The 20,602-nt window shown below is 57.3% G+C and carries 21 protein-coding genes; 11 read left to right on the top strand and 10 right to left on the bottom strand.

The window, feature by feature from the left end; all coding sequences use genetic code 11:
- Window positions 1–5: 5 nt before the first annotated feature.
- Together HMPREF1487_RS03605 and HMPREF1487_RS03600 are read right to left on the bottom strand one after the other, a co-directional pair.
- Window positions 6–845: an NAD(P)-dependent oxidoreductase gene (locus tag HMPREF1487_RS03605; protein WP_010795232.1), complete on the bottom strand. Its 840-nt coding sequence runs from the start codon at window positions 843–845 to the stop codon at window positions 6–8.
- Complete coding sequence (locus HMPREF1487_RS03600) at window positions 842–1,579, bottom strand: haloacid dehalogenase type II (protein WP_010795231.1); 738 nt, start codon at window positions 1,577–1,579, stop codon at window positions 842–844. The genes HMPREF1487_RS03605 and HMPREF1487_RS03600 overlap by 4 nt, the downstream gene beginning before the upstream one ends.
- Window positions 1,580–1,667: 88 nt before the next feature.
- Here HMPREF1487_RS03600 and HMPREF1487_RS03595 point away from each other — a divergent pair, with 88 nt between their 5' ends.
- A complete protein-coding gene (locus HMPREF1487_RS03595) occupies window positions 1,668–2,264 on the top strand; it encodes an HAD family hydrolase (RefSeq protein ID WP_010795230.1) in 597 nt (198 codons plus the stop codon).
- 45 nt (window positions 2,265–2,309) lie between these two features.
- On the opposite strand, the gene HMPREF1487_RS03590 is transcribed toward HMPREF1487_RS03595, so the two are convergent.
- On the bottom strand, window positions 2,310–3,176 hold the full coding sequence (locus tag HMPREF1487_RS03590) for a KPN_02809 family neutral zinc metallopeptidase (protein WP_010795229.1): 867 nt from the start codon (window positions 3,174–3,176) through the stop codon (window positions 2,310–2,312).
- A 65-nt stretch (window positions 3,177–3,241) separates the two neighbouring features.
- Complete coding sequence (locus tag HMPREF1487_RS03585; protein ID WP_010795228.1) at window positions 3,242–4,147, bottom strand: PhzF family phenazine biosynthesis protein; 906 nt, start codon at window positions 4,145–4,147, stop codon at window positions 3,242–3,244.
- Window positions 4,148–4,280: 133 nt separating this feature from the next.
- On the opposite strand from HMPREF1487_RS03585, the gene HMPREF1487_RS03580 reads away from it, so the two are divergent.
- Entirely contained in the window at window positions 4,281–5,339 is a 1,059-nt protein-coding gene (locus HMPREF1487_RS03580; RefSeq protein WP_218186941.1) for an SDR family oxidoreductase, read from the top strand.
- 82 nt (window positions 5,340–5,421) lie between these two features.
- The gene (locus tag HMPREF1487_RS03575; RefSeq protein WP_010795226.1) at window positions 5,422–5,805 is read left to right on the top strand and encodes a hypothetical protein; all 384 of its coding nucleotides are present in this window, start codon (window positions 5,422–5,424) and stop codon (window positions 5,803–5,805) included.
- 54 nt (window positions 5,806–5,859) lie between these two features.
- Here HMPREF1487_RS03575 and pdxY read toward each other — a convergent pair whose 3' ends face one another.
- On the bottom strand, window positions 5,860–6,756 hold the full coding sequence (gene pdxY / locus HMPREF1487_RS03570; protein WP_010795225.1) for a pyridoxal kinase PdxY: 897 nt from the start codon (window positions 6,754–6,756) through the stop codon (window positions 5,860–5,862).
- Window positions 6,757–6,819: 63 nt separating this feature from the next.
- On the bottom strand, window positions 6,820–7,245 hold the full coding sequence (locus HMPREF1487_RS03565; RefSeq protein ID WP_010795224.1) for a DUF411 domain-containing protein: 426 nt from the start codon (window positions 7,243–7,245) through the stop codon (window positions 6,820–6,822).
- 195 nt (window positions 7,246–7,440) lie between these two features.
- On the opposite strand from HMPREF1487_RS03565, the gene HMPREF1487_RS03560 reads away from it, so the two are divergent.
- Window positions 7,441–7,878 carry a DUF4345 family protein gene (locus tag HMPREF1487_RS03560; protein WP_010795223.1) on the top strand — a complete coding sequence of 146 codons (438 nt, stop codon included), beginning with the start codon at window positions 7,441–7,443 and terminating at the stop codon, window positions 7,876–7,878.
- Between the two features lie 3 nt (window positions 7,879–7,881).
- Here the strand turns inward: HMPREF1487_RS03560 and HMPREF1487_RS03555 are convergent, their stop codons facing one another.
- Window positions 7,882–9,027, bottom strand: a complete 1,146-nt coding sequence (locus tag HMPREF1487_RS03555; RefSeq protein WP_010795222.1) for a YbfB/YjiJ family MFS transporter — start codon at window positions 9,025–9,027, stop codon at window positions 7,882–7,884.
- Window positions 9,028–9,134: 107 nt separating this feature from the next.
- Between HMPREF1487_RS03555 and HMPREF1487_RS03550 the strand changes: the two genes are divergently transcribed.
- Both HMPREF1487_RS03550 and HMPREF1487_RS03545 read left to right on the top strand, forming a co-directional pair.
- Window positions 9,135–10,019 carry a putrescine utilization regulator PtrR gene (locus tag HMPREF1487_RS03550; protein ID WP_010795221.1) on the top strand — a complete coding sequence of 295 codons (885 nt, stop codon included), beginning with the start codon at window positions 9,135–9,137 and terminating at the stop codon, window positions 10,017–10,019.
- Window positions 10,020–10,112: 93 nt separating this feature from the next.
- Window positions 10,113–11,042, top strand: coding sequence for a Gfo/Idh/MocA family protein (locus HMPREF1487_RS03545; protein WP_010795220.1), 930 nt, complete (start codon window positions 10,113–10,115; stop codon window positions 11,040–11,042).
- A 34-nt stretch (window positions 11,043–11,076) separates the two neighbouring features.
- On the opposite strand, the gene trmA is transcribed toward HMPREF1487_RS03545, so the two are convergent.
- On the bottom strand, window positions 11,077–12,165 hold the full coding sequence (gene trmA, locus HMPREF1487_RS03540) for a tRNA (uridine(54)-C5)-methyltransferase TrmA (protein WP_010795219.1): 1,089 nt from the start codon (window positions 12,163–12,165) through the stop codon (window positions 11,077–11,079).
- Between the two features lie 217 nt (window positions 12,166–12,382).
- Window positions 12,383–13,678 carry an NCS2 family permease gene (locus HMPREF1487_RS03535; RefSeq protein WP_010795218.1) on the bottom strand — a complete coding sequence of 432 codons (1,296 nt, stop codon included), beginning with the start codon at window positions 13,676–13,678 and terminating at the stop codon, window positions 12,383–12,385.
- A gap of 191 nt (window positions 13,679–13,869) precedes the next feature.
- Between HMPREF1487_RS03535 and HMPREF1487_RS03530 the strand changes: the two genes are divergently transcribed.
- From HMPREF1487_RS03530 to HMPREF1487_RS03520, 3 genes are read left to right on the top strand one after another with little or no spacing between them, the layout of a single operon-like run.
- Window positions 13,870–16,167 carry a TonB-dependent receptor gene (locus HMPREF1487_RS03530; protein ID WP_010795217.1) on the top strand — a complete coding sequence of 766 codons (2,298 nt, stop codon included), beginning with the start codon at window positions 13,870–13,872 and terminating at the stop codon, window positions 16,165–16,167.
- A gap of 17 nt (window positions 16,168–16,184) precedes the next feature.
- Window positions 16,185–16,973 carry a tetratricopeptide repeat protein gene (locus HMPREF1487_RS03525; RefSeq protein WP_230382099.1) on the top strand — a complete coding sequence of 263 codons (789 nt, stop codon included), beginning with the start codon at window positions 16,185–16,187 and terminating at the stop codon, window positions 16,971–16,973.
- A gap of 11 nt (window positions 16,974–16,984) precedes the next feature.
- On the top strand, window positions 16,985–17,665 hold the full coding sequence (locus HMPREF1487_RS03520) for a Fe2+-dependent dioxygenase (RefSeq protein WP_010795215.1): 681 nt from the start codon (window positions 16,985–16,987) through the stop codon (window positions 17,663–17,665).
- A 7-nt stretch (window positions 17,666–17,672) separates the two neighbouring features.
- Here HMPREF1487_RS03520 and HMPREF1487_RS03515 read toward each other — a convergent pair whose 3' ends face one another.
- Complete coding sequence (locus tag HMPREF1487_RS03515; RefSeq protein WP_010795214.1) at window positions 17,673–19,082, bottom strand: DHA2 family efflux MFS transporter permease subunit; 1,410 nt, start codon at window positions 19,080–19,082, stop codon at window positions 17,673–17,675.
- A 339-nt stretch (window positions 19,083–19,421) separates the two neighbouring features.
- On the opposite strand from HMPREF1487_RS03515, the gene HMPREF1487_RS03510 reads away from it, so the two are divergent.
- Both HMPREF1487_RS03510 and HMPREF1487_RS03505 read left to right on the top strand, forming a co-directional pair.
- Window positions 19,422–19,655 carry a hypothetical protein gene (locus HMPREF1487_RS03510; protein ID WP_010795213.1) on the top strand — a complete coding sequence of 78 codons (234 nt, stop codon included), beginning with the start codon at window positions 19,422–19,424 and terminating at the stop codon, window positions 19,653–19,655.
- A 389-nt stretch (window positions 19,656–20,044) separates the two neighbouring features.
- Window positions 20,045–20,599 (top strand): DJ-1 family glyoxalase III, encoded by a 555-nt coding sequence (locus HMPREF1487_RS03505; RefSeq protein WP_010795212.1) that lies wholly within the window; start codon window positions 20,045–20,047, stop codon window positions 20,597–20,599.
- Window positions 20,600–20,602 lie beyond the last annotated feature (3 nt).

The following is a 20,602-nucleotide window of genomic DNA, read 5'->3' as shown; positions in this document are numbered from 1 at the left end:
CTGCTTCAACGCGCCAGCCACTTTTCCAGTTCTGCCACATCGTTTCCGGCGCCGGCTGCCCGGTTTTCGGCCAGGCGCCAATAGAGTTGTGCCATGGCAAGGTACAGTGCCTCGCTGGGACGGTCTTTTTGCGCAAAGGCAGCGATCTCTTCCATTTCTGCTACCCAACGGTAGGCTTTGGGGTACATGTCGGGCAGTTTCTCGTTAGCCCACTCGTAAAGCATCGGCTGGCTGCATTTGAGTTCATCGCGCAATGCCTGGCCGGAACCACTGCGCTCGGCAGCCTGCACCATGGCAGCGATAAGGCCGGTCAGCCCCTTGGTAATACCGGCATAACTCATCTTAAGTCCTGACGCGGCACCGATGGGTGCTTCCAGTACCTTCACCGGAAGGCCATAGTCGTTGAGCTGGGCAAATCGCGCGGCATGCTCGCCTGAGGCATAGAACGAGGGGCACGTTCGTTCAGGCGAAGGAGGCGTGCCAAAGATGGCCGCGTCGACGAAGGCACATCCTGCATCGGTAAGGGTCTGGCCGACCTGCTCGACGGTGGCTGGAGCAATGGCGTTACAGTCCACATAAACGGTCTTTTTCATGCGGCCCAATAGGGGGGCCAGCTCTTGCGCCAACGGTAAGGCTTCGGACGGCGGCACAATGGAGAGCAGAATATCGGCTTCACCCAGCTGTTCCTGTTCGACCTCACGCAACCCTGCCGCTGCGGCGCGCTCGCGGGTAGCCACGCTGCGGCCGGCCAGGGTGGTACAGACATCCAGGCCGTGATCGCGCAAATAGCGGCCCACAGCAGCGCCCATGGAGCCTGGGGCGATCAGGGCAACAGTCAGCGTCATGGTTCATCCTCGTGGGTTGTTGTTTTCATTCCTAGCTGATCGGCCAGATCCTGCAAGTCACTGGCAACCAGATCCCAGCCGTCGGCTGGCTGTTCGATCGGACCTTTTGGTCCTTTTTCCAGAGGGCGCTGAATAAAGGCCGTCCGCAGACCCAGCTCACTGGCTGCCTGAAGGTCATTGTTATGAGCCGCACACAGCATGACTCGTTCAGGTTCAAGGCCCAGCAGGGTGCAGGCGCCGAGATAACATTCGGCATCAGGCTTGTAGTGATTGAACAGATCCGCGCCGAAGACCATGTCCCAGGGAAGACCGCCGTGGCGTGCCATATTGACCAGCATGGCAACGTTGCCATTGGACAAGGCGCTGATGCTATAGCCCTGCTTGAGTCGAGTCAGACCGGGGACGGCATCCGGCCAGGGATCGAGCCGGTGCCAGAGGCGATGAATCCAGTCCACTTCAGCCTTGGTCAGGCCAACCAGTCCGTATTGGGGCAGCAGTTCCTCAAGCGCCACACGGTGCAGATCGTCAAGCGGCGTCCAAGGTAGTGTTCGCTCGCGAATCTCATCCATCAGCGGGCCGTAGGCCTCAGCTCGCCAGGCATCGACAAGGGCAGGCCAGTCGGCTTTAAGGCCGTTTTTCTCCCCAAAGGACTCAAGTGAGGCGATTAAACTGCCCCGCCAGTTAACTACGGTGCCGAACACATCGAACAAAAGTGCGTGTACTGTCGTCTTCATTGCGAATTCATCGCCTGCGTAAGAAGTACCTACTGTCTTGACGGAAAGAGGTGCGGCGCAGTTCCCCAATCTCTGACTTAGGAAGACCATGAACCTTTGTGACTACACCCATTGGGTATTTGATATGGACGGTACCTTGACGGTTGCCGTGCATGATTTCGCAGCCATTCGGCGTGCCCTGGAGATACCACCTGAGGCTGATATCCTCCATTACCTGGCCGCCTTGCCCGAGGCGGACAGCAAGGCCAAGCATGCCTGGCTGCTTGAGCATGAGCGGGAGCTGGCTATGGGTTCCAAGCCTGCCCCAGGGGCGGTTGAGCTGATCAGGGCGTTATGTGCGCGCAACTGCCGGATCGGTATCCTGACCCGTAATGCTCAGGAGTTGGCCTATGTAACGCTGGAAGCTATTGGTATTGCCGAATGTTTCAATCGGGCGGAAGTGCTTGGGCGAGACGAGGCGCCACCCAAGCCGCATCCAGGTGGGCTGCAGCATTTTATCGAGCGCTGGCAGGTGCAGCCGAGCGACGTGGTCATGGTCGGCGATCATCGAATTGATCTGGAGTGTGGCCGCGCAGCCGGTACGCGTACGGTATTGGTCAACGCACCGGAGAATACCTGGCCAGAGCTGGCTGATGATCATGCCGTGGACTGTTTCGCACTGGCGCAGCGCATCGCGCGGGCTTGAGAGAGGGGTACCGATCCGATCGATCGGGTACCCGCCTTTGCAAGGTTATAAACGAGACGCTGTAAACGTATCGCAGCGCTCTACCGCACCATTGTCGAATCCGGTCCTGAACCAGCGGGCCCGTTGTTCGGAGGTGCCGTGGGTAAACGAGTCGGGAACGGCGCGCCCTTGAGCCTGCTCCTGGAGACGGTCGTCACCAATGGCATGGGCTGCGTTGATGGCTTCTTCAAGATCACCGGGCTCCAGCCAGTGTAGGCGTTTCTGGGCATGATTTGCCCAAACGCCGGCGTAACAGTCGGCTTGCAGTTCCAGGCGAACGGATAACCCCTGCGCACCTTGGGCAGGCATGCCAAGGCGCTCAGCAGCCTGCATTTTTTCCGTAGTGCCGACCAGGTCCTGCACGTGGTGACCGATTTCATGGGCAATGACATAGGCACGGGCGAAATCCCCGGCTGCCGAGAAGCGGCGCTCCATCTCATCGAAGAAGGAAAGGTCCAGATAAACCTGCTGGTCAGCCGGACAATAGAACGGGCCGGTTGCGGCACTGGCGGAGCCGCAGGCCGATTGCACATGACCGTTGAAAAGAATCAGCTTGGGCTGTTGATAGTGTTCTCCATGGGCCGCAAAGATTTCGCCCCATGTGTCTTCGGTGTCGCCCAGGATGGCGCGGACAAAATCCACCTGTTTGGAGTTGGCGTCCGGCGCCTGGGTTTGCTGGGCTACCTGCGCTCCGCCGCCTGAACCTGTCACCATGCTCAGGACTTGGAGCGGGTCCTGGCCTGTCACCAGGCTGAACACCACGACCAGCAGAACCCCGCCAACACCGAGGCCACCGCCGATTTGCAGCCCACGGCCACCACCACCGGTGGCCTGTTCAACGTTGTCGCTACGCCGCCCTTTACCCCAATCCATCTCATCGCCTCGCTTGAACGCTTTGTGGGTGAGACCACGGGCGTTTGGCAGAGTGCGCCAAAATGTTACGAAACGTGGTGACTCGAGCCCTCAGCCGTTTGGCGAACTCGCAGTTCGACCACACACTCGGAGCGAGACAGTAGGTGAACATGTCCACCTACCCGTACGGCACCTTGTTCATCTACAGAAACATCCATCTGGCTGGGGCGCCCGGTGAAACCGCCTTGATGAATAACGAAGGGCTTTCCAGCGCCTTGGCAGCCATGGCGGACCAGATAGGCCGCTGCTGCACCCGCTGCGCTACCTGTCGCAATGTCTTCTACCAGGCCGGCATTATCCCAGCTGCGACCTTCGCCACGTTCTACATCCAGCACATATACGAATGCCGCGCCAATACCGTGCAAACGCGCCTCCAGATCCTGCGCTGCGATCCGCGCACGGCCCAGTTGGCTACCTTTGACCGGCAGGATCAGATAGGGAAGCCCGGTACTGACAACCATGGGCGGGTAATCAGCATCAAGGTCTCGTAGTCGTAGTGAAAAGGCGTGGGCAAACCACTGGCTCTGCGCCTGATCCAACTGGCATCCCCATTGGACAAGGCCTTGGTCCATCTCGGCGTAATAGCCTGTTGCGGCGCGGTGAGTCATCAGGGTAACCGTTTTTTCCGAAAGCTCGATCCGCCAGGTCTCCTGCTCGGCCTGCCCGTGCTGATGGTGGAGCAGGGCGGCAGCCCCAATTAGCGGATGGCCGGCAAAAGGCAGCTCTTCCTCTATCGTGAAAATACGTGCACCAAAGGTATTTGCCTGCGCCCGTGGCTCAAGAAAGATGGATTCATACTGGCGCAGCTCCTGGGTCAGTTTCTGCTGCGTACTGACAGGCAGGCCCGAGGCATCCGGGAAGATGGCTAGCCCATTACCCGCAAGCGGACGATTCGCAAAAACATCCACATGCCAGTAAACCAATGGCGACATAGGGGCTCCTAACAAGGGTTGGTGAGTCCACAAGGCTACGTGTACGCAACGGCTCATGCCAAGCCGGTAATCGGCGCGACTCATCTTTGTTTCATGCGGATGCCCGGCATCCCCATCGTGGAGAATATTCATGTTGAAAGGTACAGCGCTCATTGTTGGTGTGACAGGAATTTCCGGCTACAACCTGGCCAATGTGTTGATATCCAGTGGCTGGACGGTGTATGGCCTGGCTCGCACGCCCTCAAGCCAGGAAGGTGTCATTCCCGTGACCGGTGATCTGCTGGATGAGCAGTCGCTGACCGCCGCGTTGAAGGATCTCCCCATTACCCATGCCTTCTTCTGTACATGGACCCGCCGCGACACCGAGAAAGAGAATGTCGAGGCCAACGGTGCCATGATGCGCAACCTCTGCAAGGCGGTGGAAAACGCGCCTCTTCAGCATATGGCGCTGGTAACAGGAACCAAGCACTACCTGGGCCCATTCGAAAGCTATGGTCAGAATGCCGCCGAGACGCCATTCCGCGAGGAGCACCCGCGTCTGCCGGGCGAGAACTTTTATTACACGCTGGAAGACATCCTTTTTGAACATGCTGAGCGCCGCGGCTTCAGCTGGAGCGTGCACCGTTCTCACAGCATGATCGGCATGGCGCGTGGCAGTAATGCCATGAACATGGGCGTGACCCTGGCTATCTATGCAAGCATCTGCAAGGAGACCGGACGTCCCTTCGTATTCCCAGGCTCGAAGGTGCAATGGAATGGCCTGACGGATATCACCGATGCCGGTCTTTTGGCGCGCCAGATGGAGTGGGCAGCGTTGTCGCCCAGCGGGCAGAACCAGGCGCTCAATACCGTCAATGGCGATGTATTCCGCTGGCGCTGGATGTGGACACAGATCGCGGACTTTTTCGAGCTGGAGGCTGCGCCCTGCCCAGACGAGCGTCAACCGCTGGAAGAGCAGATGAAGGACATCGGACCGGTATGGGAGGAGATGGCGCGTCGCTATGAACTCGTCGAATCCGACATAGGCAAGCTGGCCTCCTGGTGGCACAGCGATGCAGACCTGGGACGTGAAATCGAATGCCTGAACGACATGACTAAGAGCCGAGATCTGGGCTTCCTGGGATACCACGACAGCCGGGCATCCTTCATCGACCTGTTCAATCGCCTGCGGGCCGAGCGGATCATTCCCTGACCGCTGGTCACTGCACCTGCACCTCCCGAGTCTCTTGATGCCAAACCCTAGGCACACACATACAAGAGCCAGGAGGTGCCCGATGAACAAGAAACTCGCTATAGCGGCGTTGGCAAGTCTGCTTTCCACGTCTGCCTTTGCTCAAACCGGCCCGACCGATCCGACATCCCCGACCGAGCCGGTAACACCCGGCCCTAGCGTGAACAGCAATGATGTGACGCCAAGCGCCGACTCAGGCAGTTCACCCAACAATGGCAAAGGCGCGAGGACTACAACACCGGATGGCATGAATCACAGCACCGGTTCGAAGACAGGGCCTGACACCATGGATCATGGCACGCACCGTAGCCAGGGTAGCCATACCGGCACTGGGGCGGGTATGGGAATGGACAGCAACACTAACGGTACAGGTGCAGGCTCAACGCCGGGCATGGGGCCGGCTGCCAACACGGGCAAAAATCCCTGATCATAGCGTTGCGCCGATAAAGCCCGCCTGACGCGGGTTTTATCATGAGAGGGCTCAGGTGGTCAGGCGTATTGCCTCAAAGTGCTCGCTTGGGGACATGATCTGATCGCGTGCTGCGATCAAGGGCAGGTCGCGGCTACCCGGTGTAGTGCGGGCCACCAGGGCATAAAGCGTACTAACGGCATTGGCCACGGCTTCAGGCGTACTGACCCCACCCAGCAGATGCCCCAGCAGTACGGACGAAAACACATCGCCCATGCCATTAGGCAGTGGCTGCAGCTCAACGTAGGGGGTCTGTACCATCCATGCACTTCGGGTGGTCACCGCTAACGTACTGAGCTTGTCGAGTGGAAGATCCGGCGTTCGCAGACTCGTTATAACAATGGTGTCCGGGCCGGGGCATTCAGGCGTGCCGAGTAACTCGCGAGCGGCCTGGATAGCATGTTCTGTCGACGCCAGCGATGATCCATACAGCAGCTCGAACTCGTAATGGTTGGGTGTAATCAGGCTGGCCTGTTCAATGGCCCGTCGACGCAAAAACTCAGGGATCCCCGGTCGTACGAAGACGCCGCGGCCTACGTCGCCCATCACCGGATCGCAAAGGTAGTGCACGCCCGGCTTGTTCTTTCGGATCTCCTGTACCACGGACAGGATGACCTCACCAATGGCGGCGTCGCCCAGATAGCCCGACAGGACCGCATCACAGCGCGCGAGAATGCCGCGTGCTCTCAGCCCGTCAAGCACATCATGGATATGCTCAGGGGGAAAGACCTGCCCCTTGAACTCGCCATACCCCGTATGGTTGGAAAACTGCACGGTGTTGACGACGACCGGTTGAATGCCGAGCAATTGTAGCGGCAGGGTTGCCGCCGCATTGCCCACATGGCCATAGGCAACATGGGACTGGATGGAAAGTACCAGAGGAGGAGAGCCGAGCGTCTCGGAAGCCATAGGGTTGCAGATCCTTATCCAATAAAGGAGGCGTTGTACTGTTTATGAAAGGGACATGGGCCGTTAGTGCCGTGACACCACTTCATCCTTGCCATCCGTTTTGAGCCCCAGCACTTCATAGGCGTCCTTCCGATTACCCATCTCCATACCGGGAGAACCCAGGGGCATGCCGGGTACGGCTACGCCAAGCAGGTCAGGGCGCTGGCGAAGAGTCAGAATGTCGTGGGCTGGTACGTGTCCTTCAACAAACTTTCCGTCGATCACACCAGTATGGCAGGACGAAAATCGTGGCGGTACACCCAGCCGGGCCTTGAGTTCGCTCATGTTGGGTTCCATGTGATCGTGAACGGCAAAGCCGTTTGCCTCCAGATGCTTGATCCACTGGCTACAGCAGCTACAGTTGGGATCGCGGTATACGTCAATCGTCAAGGCTTCGGCTGCGTGAACTGTGCTGCCGAGCAAAGCGGCGAGTAGAACTAGGCGGCGCATGTAAAGGTCTCTTTCGGGTTGGCATACAGGCAGCATAAACTCACGGCCGCTCGAAGAGCAGGAGGCATTGGGTCTTTCGCTGTGCAAAGTGCTTCCACTTGTTAAGGACTGTTCGAAAGGCTCGTTGCTCTCTGGCTTTTTGAATGGATCTGTCTGGTTTGGCCCATGCGGCTACACCCCAAGGGAGAACAGGGGATGTTTTACACGCGTTTTGCTCGTGCGGTTCTGATCGTTCAGACACTGGTCTGGGCGGGTCTGGCGCTGGCCTATTGGTTCAGGCCCTATGAAATGACCAATGCCAGCGGAGTGCTGCTCATGGACTCCGCCTCGGTTACCGAAACCCAGGTCTTCTATGGCGGCCTGCAATTCGGTCTGGCATTGTTCACCGGCTTTGCAGTGTTCCGCCCTCAACTGGTACGGGCTGCCTTGCTGTTAATCGTCTTTTTGCAGTTGTCGACTGCCAGCGTTCGGCTTATTGGCGCCCTGTTGGCAGATGCGGGCGAGGCCAACTTCGACTGGTACAGCCAGCTTTACAAGATTGTCATTGCCATCCTGGCGATTGTAGCGCTGCGCCTTTTGGATCGCTGGAATCGCATGCTGGACGAGCGCTACGGAGATTACGAAGACGATTGAAACTCAGCTGGCGGAGGGCTGCGTTGCGGCCTGAGGGGCTGGTTGCAGCATCAGCCCTCCGGCCATGATCAGTCCGGCACCCGCCATCCAGAGTGCCGGGCCAAGCCCACCACCGAAATGGCTGCTGACAGCCGCCAGCAGAGGACCCAATAGTTGGCCGCCTGCGAACGCAGCGGTTAGCAGACCGGCATTGCGGTGAGGCGTTTCTGGAGCCAGCTCACGGCTATGCTGCATCACCAGTTGCATGGAGGCCAGGAACGGTCCCCCACACAGCAGCACACCCAGAAACAGCGCGCTCATGCCGGGCAGCAGGCATAGCAAGACGCCAGCGGCCTGCAGCCATAGAGTCGCGATGAGCCAACGTCTTGTGGCACCGGGCCGCTGGCGACGAAAGCTGGCCAGCACCACACCCAGCGCGGCCGCCAAACCGAAGGCAGGCCAGAACAGATCAGCTACCCATTCGCCGTGGAAGCGCGCCGTAGCCATCTGGGAAAGAAATGTAGCCGGAACGATATAGCCCATGCCAACCAGGGCATAGGCGGCTGTCAGGCGGACCATGCGTGGCGAGATCGGCTTGGTTGATGTAACTGCATGAGCAGTAGTCGCCCGCGGCAGGGCTGGCAGTACAGCGATGGTCATCACCAGCGCCACCGCTGCATAGATCAGCCACAGGGTTGCCGAACCCTGGCCGTTCAGATTGGTGACCAGGGCCAGCAGGCCGCTCAGTACGATCCCTACGCCAGGACCAGCAAAAACCAGTGCGCCCAGTTTCGGCATGTTTGCCTGTGCCGCTACGCCCTGGCTGAGCCCGGTAACCATCACCAGCACCCAGGCACTGGCCAGGCCCGCGCCAAAGCGGAGCAGGGCATGGGGCAAGAACCCTTCGGCCCACACCGAGAGAAGGGTCAGCCCTACACATAACCACAGGCCGGCACCGAGCCGAAAGCGGGTCTGGCGAGCAAAGAAGGCGTCCAATGCACCTACCAGATAACCCAGGTAATTGGCAGCAGCCAGCAGGCCTGCGGCTGTCAGGTCTATCTGGCCTTCCGCAATCAAGTGCGGAAGCTGAGGCGTCAATGCGAAGCGGCCAATGCCCATCGCAACGGACAGGGCGACCAGGCAGGCAAGCAGGCGGTGCAGGGCGGTCATGAGTGGTCCCTATGTAGGTTCTTGATTGATGTATATAGGGTAGGGCTTGTTAAGGTTCTCTAAAACTGAATAAATAAGAATGGGTTGTTCACTTAAAGAGAATGATTATGGAACTGGCTGAACTGCGCATTTTTCAGGCGGTGGCTGAAACAGGATCCATTGCCCGTGCAGCGGAGCTGTTAAATCGGGTGCCTTCCAATCTGTCGACGCGCCTGCGTCAGCTTGAAGACAAGCTGGGCGTGGATTTGTTTGAGCGCGAGCGTCAGCGGCTGCATTTGTCTCCGGCAGGTACGGTGCTGTTGGGATACAGCCAGCGATTATTCGCCTTGGCGGACGAGGCCCGAGCGGCCGTGCAGGATGGTGCACCGGCGGGCGCCTTTGTGTTGGGGTCGATGTACAGTACTGCCGCTATTCATCTTCCGGCCATGATTGCGGCCTACCATCAGCAGTATCCCAGTGTAGAGCTGCAACTGCAGACGGGTCCCAGCGGCGAGCTCATCGATGGATTGCTGCAAGGACGGCTGGATGCTGCGTTGGTTGACGGGCCTGCCCGGCATGACGGCCTGGAAGGCGTTCCGCTGTTCGAGGAGCCCATGGTGCTCGTGACCGGAGCTGATCATCCTCCGGTACATTCAGCAGCCGATGTGGCCGGGCGTCCTGTATTTACGTTCCGAACCGGTTGCTCTTACCGGTTGAGGCTGGAGGCCTGGTTTGCGGCGACAGGCGGTGCCATGGGGCCTATCATGGAAATCGAGTCCTATCACAGCATGCTGGCCTGCGTGATTGCCGGTGGCGTTGCCATGATGCCCAAGGCCATGCTGGATAGCTTGCCCGGGCGCGACCGCGTTGCGTGCCATCCGCTCGAGGCCCGTTTCGCCACGGCCACTACATGGCTCATGTGGCGCAAGGGACGCCAGGGTGCAAATCTCAAAGCGTGGATTGCCTTGCAGAGTGACGTGTCAAATGTGGCGGTTAAGTCTTTTGGTGCTTGAAATTCGTATGACGAATGCGAAACTGCACAGGCCGTGAACAAGAATAAAGGCGCGCTTTCTCATGCGCTTTGAAAAAAGGATTGAGAAAATCATATGATCAAAATCGCCATCGTCGGATTCGGCAAGATTGCCCAGGATCAACACTTGCCTGCCTTGCAAAAAAATCCTGACTATCAGCTCGTTGCTGTCGCCAGCCGTAATGCTTCTCTTGATGGCGTAGCTCACTACAAGACCCTTGAAGAGCTGCTCGACGCCGTGCCGGATTTGGACGCCGTCTCCCTCTGCGCACCGCCAGCCGTACGCTATGCACAGGCTCAACTGGCCCTTGCCCATGGCAAGCATGTATTTCTTGAAAAGCCGCCAGGGGCAACCCTCAGTGAGGTCGAGGCACTGTCGGAGCAGGCCAAGGCCGCGGGCAAGACCCTGTTTGCCAGCTGGCACTCCCGTTATGCTCAAGGAGTGGCACCGGCCAAAGCCTGGCTGGCCGACAAAACCATCAAAGCCGTGCAGGTCAACTGGAAAGAAGATGTACGCGTCTGGCACCCGGGGCAAACCTGGATCTGGGAGCCGGGTGGTATGGGCATTTTTGACCCGGCCATTAATGCCTTGTCCATCGTGACCGAAATCCTGCCCAAGCCGTTCTTTCTTAAGCAGGCAGCGTTGCAGGTTCCAGAGAATTGCCAGACGCCGATTCGTGCGCAGCTGGAATTCAGTTATGAGCGCGGTGCAGCCATTCAGGCCGACCTGGATTTCCTGCAAACGGGACCGCAGACATGGGACATTCATGTCGAGACCGATCAAGGCAAACTGACCCTGTCCAAGGGCGGCAGCCAAATCTACATCAATGATCAGCTTGAAAAAGAAGGTCCGGATGAAGAGTATCCCGGCCTGTATGCCCGCTTTGCCGAGCTGGTCAAAAGCGGTCAGTCCGATGTGGACGTCGCGCCGTTGCGGCATGTGGCGGATGCATTCATGTACGGCCGACGTGAGACCATCGAGCCGTTCCACGAAGATAAGCAGTGATAGTAGCCGGGCGGAATAACCGCCCGGTCAAACCTTAGCGGCGCTCAAGCAGGACGCCGCTTTCCATGTGGTGCGTCCAGGGAAATTGATCGAACAGGGCGCAACGCACGATACGGTGAGTATCCTGTAGCTGGGCGATATTCTGAGCCAGCGTTTCCGGATTGCAGGAGATATAGAGGATACGGTCGAAGCGACGTGTTAGCTCACAGGTGTCCGGGTCCATCCCCGCACGAGGCGGATCTACAAACACGCTTCCAAAGGCGTAGCTTTTAAGATCAATACCCGCCAAGCGACGGAACGGACGCACCTCATTGAGGGCCTGGGTCAGCTCTTCGGCAGACAAGCGCACCAGGGTCACGTTGTCGATGCCATTATCTGCCAGGTTTGCCAGTGCAGCATTCACCGATGACTTGCTGATCTCGGTGGCCAGTACCTTGCGAACGCGGGTAGACAGCGGCAGGGTGAAGTTACCGTTCCCACAGTACAGTTCAAGCAGATCATCGTCCCGCTCGCCAAGTACATCGTAGGCCCAGCCCAGCATCTTCTGATTCACCGTCCCATTGGGTTGAGTGAAGGCACCCTCTGGCTGGCGATAGTGATATTCGCGACCTGCAATAGTCAGCGTTTCGCTGACGTAATCCCGCCCGACCACGATCCGTTTGCCACGGGAACGCCCGACGATATTGACGTTCAGCTCGGCGGCCAGGCATTCCGCAGCAGTTTCCCAGGCATCGTCTAATGGCCGATGATAGGCCAGAGTGATCAGCGCTTCCCCGGACAAGGTGGTCAGGAACTCCACCTGAAAAAGCTTGAATGACAGCGTCTCGCTCACCTGCCAGGCAGCCTTGAGGCGGGGCATAAGCTCATTGATGAGCGGGCTTGCGATGGGAAAGCGTTCGATCAGGATAGGGGTATGTTTGTCGCCCTGTTCGAACATGGCGTAATGCCGTTCGCCTTCTTCACGCCATAGACGAAACTCGGTGCGCAGTCGGTAATTAGCAAGAGGCGAGTCGAATACTTCAGGTTCAGGTGCATCGAATGGAGCCAGCAGTTCGATGAGGCGATTCTTTTTCGCCATTAACTGCGTTGCGTAATCCGCAGGCTCGAAGGAGGGAACATTCATGGTCAGCTCAGTGAACGTAGTGGGCTTTTCAGCTAGGGTGGAGGCAAAGGCTGCTATTCAGCCAATGCCATTAGTCTGAGAATTTTCTCGGGCCGAAACCATAGGGAAAAATCCTAGGGCAACGGCTTGTCGCTACGCATCGTCCAGACTGATCAGGCAGTACCACTGCCTCACAGCGTAAAAAAGGGTGGGCCAGGCCCACCCTCGGTGCTCAACATCAGGCGTTGAACCAGCCTAATTTGATGACGAAGAGAATGGATAGGATGACCAAGGCAATGTTCAGGTCACGTGTGCGACCCGAAAATAGCTTGATAACTGTCCAGGAGATGAAGCCGAACGCGATGCCATTGGCAATGGAATACGTTAGTGGCATGGCCAGCGCCGTGATCAGAACGGGCGCAGCAGTGGTCAGATCATCCCATTCAATCTCGGCCAACCCCGAGGCCATCAGCACGGCGATGAAGAACAGCGCTGGTGCAGTCGCAAAGGCCGGAACGCTGCCTGCCAGCGGTGCAAAGAACAGGGCGAGCAGGAACAGACCGGCTACCACGACCGCCGTTAGACCTGTACGACCGCCAGCGCTGACGCCTGCAGCCGATTCGATGTAGCTGGTTGTCGTAGAGGTGCCCAGCAACGAGCCAAACATGGCCGCGCTGCTGTCCGCGATCAGAGCGCGACCCATCTTGGGCAGATGACCGTCCGGGCCCATCAGACCAGCGCGCTTGGCCACTCCGATCAAGGTGCCGGAGTTGTCAAACAAGTCTACGAACAGGAAGGCGAATATCACGCTCACCAGACCGATATCCAGCGCGCCCTTGATATCCAGCTGTAGGAAGGTTGGCGCCAGCGAGGGCGGCATGGACAGCACGCCGCCAAACGGCGTCGCACCAATACCGATAGCCACGAGCGTGACGGCCAGAATACCGATCAGGACGGCACCTGTGACCCCACGGGCTTCCAGCGCCACGATCAGGAAAAAGCCCAGGACCGCCAGGATCGGACCGGGTTTCGTCAGATCACCCAGGCCTACCAGGGTGGCAGGGTTATCTACAACGATACCCGCACCTTGAAGGGCAATCAGTGCCAGGAACAGGCCAATACCGGCTGCAATTCCTGAGCGTAGCGCCAGTGGGATGCTGTTGATGATCCATTCGCGGATGCGAAAGACCGACAGGATGAAAAACATCAGTGCAGACAGGAATACCGCCCCCAGTGCTGCCTGCCAGGTATGCCCCATGTGAAGCACGACGGTATAGGTAAAGAAGGCGTTGAGGCCCATCCCTGGCGCCAGGGCGATGGGATAGTTGGCAATCATGCCCATGATGGCCGAGCCAATGGCGGCTGCCAGGCAGGTCGCAACAAATACCGCGCCTTTATCCATGCCGGTCTCGCCGAGGATGCTCGGGTTGACGAACAGGATATAGGCCATGGCTAGAAAGGTCGTAACCCCTGCCAGCAGTTCCGTACGCACATTCGTGCCATGGGCCTTGAGTTGGAAGAGTTTTTCCAGCATGGGAAAAGGCTCCGAATAAGTTGAAGTCAGCGAAGGGCGCGCATGATAGCAGGTCCCCAAGCCGATGTTTCCGTTCATAATCTTTCTGAAAGCGATAAGCAGACGAAGCCGCACTGGCGTGAACGCTTGATAATCATTATCATTTCACGAAATTTTGACATTTGTGAAAATAACGTGAAAAAGGGCTCGTCATGCGAGAAAGAGATACTTCGGTAATCGGCCTTCCCTACAAGACGTCCATTGGCTTGGCCCTAGCGTCCTTATCAGGGCTGACTCATGGACAAACCGCAGAGCAGGCGCCGCAGGAGCTGGACAGTCTGACCGTCACAGCTGATGCTGAAGGGGAGTACCAGACGCAAACGCTGTCCTCCGACAAGTACACGCAACCCTTGCGTGACGTCCCACAAAGCATCACGGTCGTGCCGCAGGCGGTTATCGAGCAGCAGAACGCCCAAACGCTTGAGCAGGTGCTCTCCAATGTGCCTGGTATTACGTTCAGCTCCGGTGAAGGCGCAGGTGGCGTAGGGGACAGCATCAATATCCGCGGCTTCAATAGCGGCAACTACGGTGGGTCGAACGTCTATCTGGATGGCGTGCGTGACTCTGCCTTTTACACCCGCTCCGAAATGTTCAATACCGAGCAGGTTGAAGTCGTCAAGGGCTCCAGCTCCTCGGCCTGGGGCGCGGGCGTCATTGGGGGCGCGATCAACATGGTCACCAAGACCCCTAGCCTTCATGAGTTCAACCGCGTAACGGCGGGTGTTGGAACAGCGGATTACAAGCGGCTTACCCTAGATACCAACCATGTACTCGACGAGGAGAGCGGCACTGCGTTCCGGTTGAATCTGGTTGGGCATGAATCGGGTATCAACGGGCGCGACTGGATCGAACGGGATCGCTGGGGGATTGCGCCTTCGCTTGCTTTTGGTCTCAATACCGACACGCGCAATATCTTCACGTATGAACATCTGGAAGACACCGGTAATTACGATTACGGAATTCCAACGCTGCACGACGGAAAGAGCCCCCGGCAGAGTGGCGGTCACCCAAGCCGGGTTCCGGGCGTCAAGTGGGATGGATATTTTGGCTACCGCAACCTGGATAAGGAAGACAACCGCATCGATCGCGCGACCTGGCGGTTCGAGCATGACATCAACAGCAACGTCTCCTTCAGTAACCAGCTCTCGTTCAACCAGCTCCAGCGTAGTTACGTGGTAACGACTCCAGGAGGCGATCTATCGCTTCAAGCTGGCGGAAATGGCTCCCTGCGTCGTTTGCGCGGTCCGGCGCGGCATACCGACAACCAGACACTGAGTGACCAAGCGAACGTGACATGGCGCTTCGATACGGCGGGTATCGAGCATATTCTGGTCACAGGCCTGGAATATACGCGGGAAGACCTTCGGTACAAGACGGGCAGCCTGCGCTATGGTGCCCAGGGCAACATCTTTGCCGTTGATCCGGCCAACCCGCCGTCCAAGTTCGTTGGTTCTCGTGAGATCGCCTACACCGGCGAGATCAACGCCGAGTCGGAAACCAAAGCCTATTACCTGATTGATACCCTGAAGTTCTCACCGCAATGGCAGTTGGATGTTTCGGCCCGTCAGGATCACTGGAAGGCACGTACCACACGTGACCGCACTCGCACCCTGAACACGACTACCGGTACGCTGAGCAACTGGACGGACGCAGCAAACGTCAGCCAGAAGGAAAAGCTCTTCAGCTACCGTGGCGCCCTGAGTTACAAGCCCGTGGATAACGGGACGTTCTACGTCAGCTATGGAAATGCCAAGCAGCCCGGTTCTATTCAGATCGCCACAACTGGAAGCTTGGGAGAGGAGGGGCTTTCACCTACCAAGGGCAAGACGTATGAGGTAGGGACCAAGTGGGATTTGATGCACGAGCGACTGTCACTGACGGCTGCCCTGTTCCGTACGGATCTGGAAAGCACGCAATATGACAGTGACGACGAGCTGGGTAATGCTTTCAGCTCAAAATATCGTGTTGACGGTCTTGAGCTGGGTGCCTCCGGCAACATCACAGACAAATGGTCGGTGTTCGGTGGATACGCGTATATGAAGAGCAAGATCCGCAGCTACAGTTCGGTTAACAGTAGCACCGACTTTGCCAACCCCAACGCCAGTGAGGAGGGAATTTCGCTGCCCAACACGCCGCGCCATTCAGCCAGCCTCTGGACCAGCTATGCTCTGCCGCATGACGTGACGGTCAGCTATGGCGTCAACTATGTAGGGGAGCGCTACATTGCCTTGGGCCGTGCGCAGGCGATTACCAGCGAACAGCGTGTAAAGGTGCCGGATTATGTGGTGCATAACGCGGCGGTGGACTGGCAGGCGACCTCTGATCTGGCCCTGCGCCTCAACATCGTCAACCTGTTCGACAAGCACTACTGGCGTCAGTACAACGGCCGTGGCTTCGGTGTTCCAGGGGAAGGACGCGGTGCTCAGTTAACAGCCGAGTACAGCTTTTGACAGGGCGGCACCCCTCGTTGGGCACTGACTCCCTGCTGCGTTACGGGCTGGAGGATCCGCGGCGACTTGCTCGGTTCCTCCTGCAGGGGGCCGAACGTGGTTTGCCCGAGGCGCAGGCGCGTCTCGGGCAGATCCTGCTTGATGGTAACGGCATTCAGCGCGACCAGGCGTTGGCGTTGCGGTGGTTCCGTATTGCAGCCCACCATGGTCATGCGGATGCCATGAACATGGTGGGGCGTTGTCTGGAAAATGGCTGGGGGACGGCTGTAGATCTGGCAGCTGCCGCACGGGCGTATGCCCAAGCCGCGCAGCTTGGGCTCGACTGGGGATTCTACAATTATGCCAACCTGCTGGCGCAGGGGCGTGGTGTACCCAGGGATCGCGCCGCCGCATTGGAGCTGTACCGCCAGGCAGCCAGACAAGGCCACGCCAAATCAATGAACCTGGTGGGACGCTTTTATGAAGAAGGCTGGGGCGTACCCGTGGACATGGAAGAGGCTGCACGCTGGTATCTGTCTGCCGCACAGGCTGGCGACTTTCGAGGACAGTGCAGTCATGCAGCCCTACTGACCCGACAGGGGCGGGTGGATGAAGCGGTATCGTGGCTAAGGCAGGCCATGCGAACGGCCACACCCGGCTTTCTACAAAAAATAGCCGAGGCACTGGCGGTCTCCGACAGTGAGCCATTGCGTGCGCTGGCAGCTGAAATCAATAGCCGCTACGCCCGAATGCAGGAACCTTTGCCAGCAATGTCTTCCGGCAAGGAAGGCTTTTCATCGTTACTTTCGCTGTGCCCTGCCACCTAAAGGAAACGTTTATGCTCGTACATATCCCCGGCGTATTTTCGCCCGAAGAGGCATGTGACATCGAACATGTGTTGCGGCAGGCGAAATGGGGAGACGGAAAGGTAACGGCAGGTCATCAGTCCGCCAGAGCCAAGCACAATATTCAATTACCCGAGGATGACCCGGTCTCTATCGAGCTGGGCAATCAGATCGTTCAGCGTCTGAGCCACCACCCTGTTTTCGTGTCGGCAGTCTTGCCACGAAAGGTGTTTCCTCCGTTGTTCAACTGTTATAGAGAAGGCGGGTCTTTCGGATTTCATATCGATAACGCCATCCGCGCATTGAAAGGGCATCCTGAGCGGGTCCGTACGGATGTCTCTGCGACACTTTTCTTCTCTTCGCCCGATACCTACGATGGCGGTGAGCTGATTATTCAGGACACCTATGGCGAGCAGCAGGTCAAGCTTCCTGCAGGTGACATGGTCATCTATCCTGCTACGAGTCTTCATCGGGTTGCGCCAGTGACACGCGGCGCACGTATCGCCAGTTTTTTCTGGACTCAAAGCCTAGTGCGTGATGATGGTCATCGCCGCTTGTTGTATGACCTGGATAAGGCCATACAGCGTCTTACCCGCGATGTGCCTGATCACGAGGCCCTGCTTGCACTGACCGGAACCTATCACAACCTGCTCCGGCAATGGGCTGACGTCTAACGCCTGTTTAGCGGACGTGGCGTGGTTGATGTCCCGTAACGGCATCCCCTGCATTGCGGGCCAGTCCAAGGCTGTCTATCACGCTTAACAAGCCTATTACGCCAATGACGATGAAGGCCGTGTGGAAATCGGTAAGCTGCGCTGTGGCATGATCGTTCCACTCCATGGAGGCCCTGAGCGCCAATGCGCCAATGGCCACGCCAATACCGGTCGAGAGTTGAAATACCGTACTGAACAGGGTGGAGGCGTCGCTCATCCTGGGCTTGGGGACGTCGGCAAAGGCAAGTGTATTATTGGCGGTAAATTGCAGTGAGCGCGCCATGCCGCTTACGAATAGCAGGAGCAGAATAGCGGGCAGGGGCCAGCGCTCGGACAGCAGAGCGCAGAGCAGAAGCGTCACGGCGCAAACCAGACCGTTGACGATCAGGGTTCGCCGCAGACCGAACAGACGCATGACCGGTGTGGTAAATACCTTCATGAAAAGGTTTCCGGCAAACAGCGCTAGTAGAATCAGACCAGCATGAAACGCATTGAAGCCAAAGCACAGCTGGAACATCAATGGCAGCAGAAAGGGTGCGGTGTTGATGCTGATACGAAACAGAGTACCGCCATACAGCGACACGCGGTAGGTCTGAATGCTGAGGTTCGAAAGGTCGATCAGTGGATGTTCCTGCTGGCGCATATGCCAGACGGCCAATCCACCCAGCATGAGGCCTGCCAGTATCCATACCAGATTACTGCCCAGCGTATCGTGACCTTGACCGATTTGCTCCATGCCGAACATAAGCGTAAGGCAGGCACCGCTTACTAATAGAAAGCCAAACCAATCAAGTGGTGCCCGGCGCGTTTCGGTGCCGGTCGGAATCATTCGTAGAGCCAGAATAAGGGCGATCAGCCCCAGGGGCAGGTTAAGGTAGAAAATCCAGCGCCAAGACGTATAGGTGGTAATCAGTCCACCTAGCGGAGGACCTAGTACAGGTGCGATCAAGCCAGGCCAGGTAATAAAGGCAATGGCTCTGACCAGATCTTTCTTTTCAGTGATGCGCAACACTACCAGACGGCCTACGGGCACCATCATGGCACCGCCAATGCCTTGCAACACCCGGGCGGCAATGAATTGCTCAAGTGTCTGAGCAATGCCGCATAGCAGCGAGGCCAGTGTGAAGAAGCCTATAGCGCTCGCAAAGACACGGCGGGCACCAAAGCGGTCCGCAATCCATCCGCTGATAGGAATGAACACAGCAAGCGCCAGAATGTAGGCACTGATCCCAACGTTAAGATCGACAGCCGAACGCCGAAAGGACTCTCCCATTTGTGGAAGTGCTGTTGCGATCACGGTAGCGTCCAGGTTTTCCATGAAAAAGGTGGCAGCTACCAGCAGGGCTACAGAAGTCGACTGGCGTTTGGAATAAGACATGAGAGAGACATCAGGAAGTGGATCAACAGCATCCTACAGATATCGTTAAGGGTGGGGTATAGCCAATAAGGTTGGAAAAGAAGAGAAAATGGTTAATTTCAGCGAAGCGGCTGATAAGTGTTAATGAAATTCCGAGAAAATATAGCTATCTGCTTGATTTCAAATGCCTCTTTTTCGGTTTGTTTGCTCGTTCAGTCAACTGGGGTTGCCAGGAGGGCTGGAGGCCGCGCCATTGCTGAGGTTTTGCCCTTCAAAAACAGGTGCATTTGGTCGGGTTTTGATTTGTCAAGGAGGAGTTTTGAGTTACTGTATGCGTGTACAGTATCAAGGGTGTTCGTAATGCAGAATGATCTTTTCCACTCTGATGAAATCCTGCTTGAACTGAACCTGCGCCAGGAAAATGAACTGCTGCGTAAAGAGCTTGAGCAGCAGAAGCACACTATCGAAGGACTGAACGAGTCATACGCTGAGGCGCTGGCACGTATCGAGCAACTTCAGGCGCGTCTGGGGCTATGGTCGCCCAGCTTGCGTGGTCGTAAAACATCCAGAACGCTGCATCAAGCCGGCGTTTAAGTGACCTTGTAACCTACAGGGTCACCATAAATAACCAACCTACCTGTTGAGCTGGGGCGTCACGGCAGAGCCTGCGACGCCTTTTCTCTTAAAACAAAGTAATACCAGCCCATAATATTAAGGCACAATGATATTTACAAACTTTGCTTATGACAGGCGAGCAGGAAGGAGTATGTCGTTGCAGTGGGCCGACTTATCTTGCGAGTAGTACAAACAAGGCTCGACTTTTGCCGGACGCTCTGGAATGGCGAGTTTAGCTGCATTATGAATGGCAGCGATTGATTCTATTCCTGCCGATCTCCTCAACGAAGGTAACAAACTGAACCGTTTGTTGTTTTTAGAACCTATGCTTTGCACTAAGGTATGCGTGTCTGACAGCAGGAGGTTCCATGATTCGCGCTTTGCTTGCCGTTGCGGACGGTAATGAGGATATCGAAACCGTTACGCTGATCGATGTACTGCGTCGTGCTGGCATCGAGGTACTGGTAACCAGTATCGAGGCGCGTCGCCAGATTACGCTGGCCAGAGGTACCCGCTTGATGAGCGATGTGACCTTACTGGAAGTGCAGGCCATGAGCTTTGATCTTATTGTCTTGCCTGGCGGCATGCCAGGCGCTCAACGGTTGGCCGATTGCACGGCGCTGCGCCATTTCATGCGACGGCATGTAGAGCAGGGCAGACTCTACGGAGCGATTTGCGCTGCGCCTGCTGTCATTCTCGAACCCTGGGGGTTGGTCGAGGATAAGCGTATATCCTGCTACCCAAGCTTTATCGAGCAACTCGAGCAAGGGCAATATGTCAACGAGCCCGTCGTAGTGGATGGCCGTTGTGTCACTAGCCAAGGCCCCGGTACAGCCCAGCTGTTTGCTCTTGAGCTGGTCAATCAGCTTGTGGGTAAGGAACAGCGCGACACCGTTGCAGAGGCGTTGCTGACACCCTTTTGATAG

The sequence above is a fragment of the Pseudomonas sp. HPB0071 genome (assembly GCF_000478505.2).
Lineage (GTDB): Bacteria > Pseudomonadota > Gammaproteobacteria > Pseudomonadales > Pseudomonadaceae > Chryseomonas > Chryseomonas luteola.
Note: the sequence above shows the minus strand (reverse complement) of the source record. Positions and strands in the feature narration are given on the sequence as shown.